The sequence below is a fragment of the Treponema sp. UBA785 genome (assembly GCF_002297065.1).
Taxonomy (GTDB): Bacteria; Spirochaetota; Spirochaetia; order Treponematales; family Treponemataceae; genus Treponema_D.
Map to the genome: position 1 here is coordinate 8201 of NZ_DBJD01000061.1, position 5409 is coordinate 13609.

Below are 5409 nucleotides of genomic sequence, written 5' to 3' on the forward strand. Positions count from 1 at the left end.
TATTGCCAGACCGATTCAACCTTCCTGCTTAAACAGGAAAGACGTTCCGCTTAAAACAGGAAGATTTTTTTGTTCCAGCAGGAAAGGGCTTCCGGCTTGAAGAGGAATGGAGACATAGCTGGAAAAGGAAGAAAATATCTTTTTAAGCAAAGCAGAAAATTTACAATGAAAAAATATCAATAGTATAGTACAATTAAGGTCGGACAAAGCATAGAAAATGACAGGAAACACTTTAATAGACAATTCAGAAAATCTTAAACTTGCAGATACAATAAAAGAAATCTTAAGAAATCCAAAAATCAACCATATTGACATTGCCACAGGCTACTGGGATATTCCGGGAACTGCTGTTCTTGCAGATGAACTCGATGAATTTTTATCACGGGACGGAACAAAACTCAGGCTTTTAATAGGCAAAGACCCATATCTTTTTGCGCAGTACAATAAGAATCCGAAATACAAAGATGCAAAGAACTGGCCGGAAGAATTTATCCGCACGGACATAAACGAAATTGAAGTAAAACCTGAATATGAAAACGCAGTTTCGTTTCTTTTAAAATATCTCGGCAAGGCAGACAAAATAGAAATTCATATCTTCAAGAAAAATGAAAATGAAGAAAATCAGTTTTTGCATTCAAAGTGCTATATTTTTTACGGAAAAGGAATTGCATACGGAATCATAGGAAGCAGCAATTTTACAGAGAAAGGCTTAAAAGAAAACTCTGAATTGAATTACCTTGAAACGCTTTCTCAAATCATTACCGCAGAGCCGAACTGTATAAATGTTTCAAAAGGACATATTTTCTGGTTCAATGAAAAGTGGACTTTGTCGGAGGACTGGTCAAAGGAATTTTTGGAGCAAATTCTTCGTCCTTCAGCAATCGCAAAAAAAGTGCTGGCTGACAAAAAGCAAAAGAAAGAGGCAATTTCAAATTATACGGTACTTTCTCCTTATGAAACCTACATCAAATTTCTTATTGACCAGTTTGATGAAGTAATCAGCTTTAATGGAAAAATCACACCCGATGACTATATGCCGAAAGATCCGAATTTCAAGCGCCTTGCATATCAGGCGGAAGCAGTAAACCAAGGATTCGCAATAATGAAGCAGCACCACGGTTTTATTCTTGCGGATGTTGTAGGACTTGGAAAAACATTTACGGCTCTTATGGTGGTAAAGCGGCATCTGCTTGAGACAGGCTTTAAGAATCCAGTTCTTATTGTCACTCCGCCAGCAATCAAGCAAAGTTGGATAGACTCAATTGAATATTTTGATAAAGGTGAAGTTTCAGAAAAAAAGATTCAGCCGCTTATAACTCTTACAACAATCGGCTGTCTTGATGATGTCAATGAAACAGATGAATATACCGCCGAAAATGATTTTGATTCCACATTTAAAAAAGAAGAATACGGAATGATTATTATAGACGAAAGCCATCGCTTTAGAAATGACAGCACAATAATGTACCAGAAGCTAGATGACCTTATCGGCTCAATAAATCCGCAGCCATATATTGTGCTTCTTTCCGCAACACCGCAGAACAACGAGCCTTACGATTTAAGAAACCAGATTTATTTATTTCAGCGTGAGCACAACCGCTCCACTTTGCAAAACCTCGGAAAATTCGGAAACAAACTGGAGAACTATTTTGCAGAAAAACACAATAACTACAAGGAATATATAAAGAAAGAAAAGACTATTAACGGCAAAAAAATTCCTAAAACAAAAGAAGAACTTGCACATGACAAAGCCGCTCTTATTGCAGACAGCGAAGACATCAGGAAAAGAATAGTAGAGCCTCTTGTAATACGCCGCACAAGGACAGACATCGAACGTTTTTATCAGGAAGACATGAAAAACCAGGGATTAACTTTCCCAAAAATTCAAAAGCCGGTAGCAATTCCTTACGAAATGAACGGAGAACTTGGAAATCTTTTCAACAACACAATAAATATAATCGCCCCACAAGTAAGCCATGTTGATTCAGACGAAAACGGAGAACCTATTCTTGACTTTGGAGCAACGGCAGGAAAAAACGGACTTGGCTATTACCGCTACAGGGCAATCGAATTTCTAAAATCAGAAGAAAACCGCAGACGGCACGAAATAAACAACTTGAGCGTTACAGGAACTTCCCAGCGTCTTGCGCAGATTATGGAACTGCTTTTGGTAAAGCGGCTTGAAAGCTCACAGGCGGCTTTTAAGGAATCACTGCACAACCTGCACCGCTATACAGAAAATATGATAAAAATGTGGAATGCGGACAGGATTTTTATCTGCCCTGACCTAAATGTAAACAAAGAGCTAAACGATGATAATATCTCTAAAAATGGAACTTTTGAGCAGACATTCTGTGTTCTGGCTGAAAAAGCAAAGAAGGCGAACAAGAAAAATTCAGGTAACGAAAATGAAGGTCCAAATCAGGAATACAAACGAGCGGATTTTTTTGACAATTATATAGAAAACCTGAACAATGATTTGCGGCTTATTGATGAGCTTTGCTCAAAATGGGACGTTCAGACCTCAGACCCAAAAATGAGCACATTTATCTTTGAAACCGCAAGACAATTTCTTGATCCGAAAAGAAACAAGAATAACAAACTAATCATTTTTACAGAATGTATCGCAACTCAAAAAGCTCTTGTGCAAAAACTGAACGAAATGCCTATTCCAAACTGCAATGTTCTTTCTATCACTGCAAAAAACCGCGACGATATGAAAGAAATAATCGCTGCAAACTTTGACGCAAACTATAAAGGTGCAAAAAAAGACGATTATCAGATTCTTATCACAACAGATGTTCTTGCAGAAGGCGTAAACCTGCACCGCTCAAATTCAATTTTGAACTATGATTCTCCCTGGAACGCAACCCGGCTTATGCAACGTTTAGGAAGAATCAACCGAATCGGCACAGATGCAAAGAAAATCTGGAACTATAATTTTTATCCATCAACTTTGGGCGACAGCCAGATAAACCTGAAAAACAGGACTTATGTAAAACTTCAGGCATTTCACGAGCTTTTTGGCGAGGACAGCCAAATTTATTCAAATGAAGAGGAAGTGAAACACTTTGACAAAGTAGTCCGCGATGAAATTCAAGATTCAGAGACACCTATAATGCCTTTTATCGCAGAACTGAGAGAATACAAGAAAAACAACGAAGCCAATTACTTAAAACTTTCTTCTATTAATACCAGTATAGTTTCAACAACGCAGTCGAAAAACAAAAAAGCATTTTCTGAGCTTAATGAAACAGACAAAAATAACAGAACTTTACGTTCAACGCTTTATATCTCAAATGAAGACGGAAGCGCAACAAAAGTCAGCCAGCTGGAGTTTTTTGAAACATTAAAACCGCTTTCAACTTTTGAGGGAACAGAGCCAGACAACACACTTATAGAAAAATACAGAAAGTCAGTCATTAACTGCTTTTCCGCAGACAAGCAGAATGCAGAACTTTCAATGAGAAGCAAACTTAGGAAAGGCGATAAAGAAATTTCGGCGGCAATCAAGAAAATAAAATCACTTTACAATTTTGATTTGCCGGAAATCTACGGAGAAAAACTTGATGAAATTTCAAATTCAATAAGAGATAAAAATTTCACTCTGATAAATAAAATTCTGGAAATGGATTTTAATAATGAAGGGCTTGGAACGATTCAGACAGAAGCCGATATTGATTATCTGCACAAATACACGCGCTCTCATTCTTCAGAATCCGAAGTGAACATTGCAATTGAATTTATAGTTGAATAATTTGGAGAAAATATTATGGAAAATTTGCGCTCATTATTTGAAAATGAATATCCAGGAAAAAAAGTTTTATTTGAAAATCTTATAAAACCGATTTTTGTAAAAGCAAATGATACAACACTAACAGATGAACAGGAACTTTCTGATTCAGACAAAAAGCAGATAAAGTCATTCAGAATCATCGCGCAAGTCAGAGGCAGTTTTCCAATAACATTCGCAGATATTGAGCTGCAGGACAACGTCGCATTAAAAAGAAGCAGAGTTAATATCCAGAATTGTGTCCGCAAGATCATGGAAAACGATTCAAATGCGCTCATCTTCTTTCATTTTTCAGACAATAAAAAAGAATGGCGTGTAAGCTATGTGAACAAGGCAGACTCCTTAAAAAACAGCACAAGCGCAAAACGCTACACATATCTTTGCGGACCGGAACATTCCTGCAGAACTATTGCAGAAAGATTTTCGACACTCGAAGGACTTTCAACAATTAAAGATGAGAATATGCTTGAAGCGTTCGCTGTCGCCCCGTTAAGCGATGATTTCTTTAACGAATACCGTAAACATTATGCAGACCTTGTTGAATACATAAGCGGAAAACGTTTTGTAAAAAAGGGCGGAAAATTTGTAGAAGAAAAAACAAAAAAAGCAGCCTCAGAATTTGCAAATGCTTTTAACGGGGACGACAAAGCTGTCCGCGATTTTGTAAAAAAACTCATGGGGCGGCTTGTGTTCCTTCAGTTTCTGCAGAAAAAAGGATGGCTGGGTGTTCAAAAAAACGCAAAATGGGAAACCGGCGACAAGAACTTTATCTACAATCTTTTTAAGAATGCGGACAGCTCTGTAAAAAATGATTTTCTTGAGCAGGCACTTGAGCCGCTGTTCTTTAAAAGCCTGAACTGCGACCGCGGAGAAGAAGCAATTGCGCCAAAAGCTGTATGCAGTATCTACGGAAGCGAAATCAGAATTCCATATCTGAACGGCGGACTTTTTGAGGAAGATGAACTTGACAGGAAAAAAGTCAAATTCAAGAAAGAGCATTTTGAGTCTATTTTTGAATTCTTCAATCAGTACAACTTTACAATCGACGAGACAGACCCGGACGATGTGGAAATCGGCGTAGATCCTGAAATGCTTGGCAAGATTTTTGAAAATCTTCTGGAAGACAACAAGGACAAAGGCGCGTTCTATACTCCTAAAGAAATCGTCCAGTATATGTGCCGTGAAAGTTTAATCGCATATCTGGAAACAGAAGCTGTCAAAACTGATGAAGCCTCAAAAGACAAGATAAGAAATTTTGTGCTGAACCACGATGCATCATCATTCTCAGAAAAAGAAAAAGCGGGCATTTTAAAGGCTTTGATTGACGTTAAAATCTGCGACCCGGCTGTAGGAAGCGGAGCGTTTCCTATGGGAATGCTGAACGAGCTTTTGTCATGCACCCAGATTTTAGTTGAAGAAGCAAAAACAAGAGTTGAGCTTAAAAAGCACATCGTAAAAAACAATATTTACGGCGTGGATATTGAAAAAGGCGCGGTTGACATTGCACGACTGCGTTTCTGGCTTGCGATTATCGTTGACGAAGAAGAGCCGCTGCCTTTGCCGAACCTTGACTACAAGATTATGCAGGGAAACAGCCTGCTTGAAAGTTTTGAAGG

Annotated in this window: 2 protein-coding genes; both read left to right on the forward strand. The window is 38.1% G+C overall.

The features are described from left to right. The first annotated feature begins 217 nt into the window (after positions 1-217). The gene (locus B2X33_RS05240) at positions 218-3757 is read left to right on the forward strand and encodes a helicase-related protein (protein ID WP_296668130.1); all 3540 of its coding nucleotides are present in this window, start codon (positions 218-220) and stop codon (positions 3755-3757) included. Between the two features lie 15 nt (positions 3758-3772). Beyond that, a partial coding sequence (locus tag B2X33_RS05245) for a DNA methyltransferase (RefSeq protein ID WP_349675712.1) occupies positions 3773-5409 on the forward strand: 1637 nt, incomplete at its 3' end.